General features: G+C 42.5%; 2 protein-coding genes. Both read right to left on the bottom strand.

The genetic code is table 11. The features are described 5' to 3' along the window. A partial coding sequence (locus QM481_RS24810; RefSeq protein WP_283383794.1) for a hypothetical protein occupies positions 1-380 on the bottom strand: 380 nt, incomplete at its 3' end. Positions 381-429: 49 nt separating this feature from the next. Further along, on the bottom strand, positions 430-687 hold a 258-nt coding region (locus QM481_RS24805; protein WP_283383793.1), incomplete at its 5' end, for a T9SS type A sorting domain-containing protein.

The following is a 687-nucleotide window of genomic DNA, read 5'->3' as shown; positions in this document are numbered from 1 at the left end:
CCTGCTACGATATTCGGAAGAATAGGACTGCCCGTTAACGCAAAATAGCCATACTCGAGACTTGTATTCAGTGCCGTGCGCTGAGTAGACCAAATATAGTTCCCGGCATTGGTAGAGGGTAGTAAATCTTCTACGCCTCCTACTAAATTCGTCATCGAAGTACTTGTTGCACTTATAGGTGCAAAGGTCCCTATTGGTGCCACTAAGGTGTACTGAATCGTCGAGATCGTCGTTTGATTACTACTTGCACTATAAGCCACATCGGACTTCATCGTTGCATAGTAATACCCATCTGACCGCAACTCTATTTTGTAGCTAAAGTGGGGAGTACTTCCTTGACCATAAGCACTACCCTTGCTGAGAACTAGCCCTAGTAACATACTAAAGCCCAGTAGTAATTTTCTCATATTATTCGTTGGTTTTTCTGTTCTACTTCGTTACAACTACATGCAATGCCTTCGAACTAAAGTTCTTGCTTTGCAATTTTAACAAATACCCGCCTAGCTTCACATTCTTCAACTCTACGCTAGCTTCGTGCTTACCATAACTTGGATCTACACTTTCTTCTTGAATCGTGATACCCGTCGTAGCATCGATTAATTGAAGGCTCAATTCACTCGGCTCTTCTGCCAAGCGGTTGTCCCATTTAACCTTTAATCTATCTATCGCTGGGTTAGGATAAATTTC

Origin of the sequence: Flectobacillus rivi, from assembly GCF_030056655.1 — a bacterium.
Lineage (GTDB): Bacteria > Bacteroidota > Bacteroidia > Cytophagales > Spirosomataceae > Flectobacillus > Flectobacillus rivi.
The sequence above is the reverse complement of the archived record's forward strand: the minus strand, read 5'-3'. Positions and strand labels throughout refer to the sequence as shown.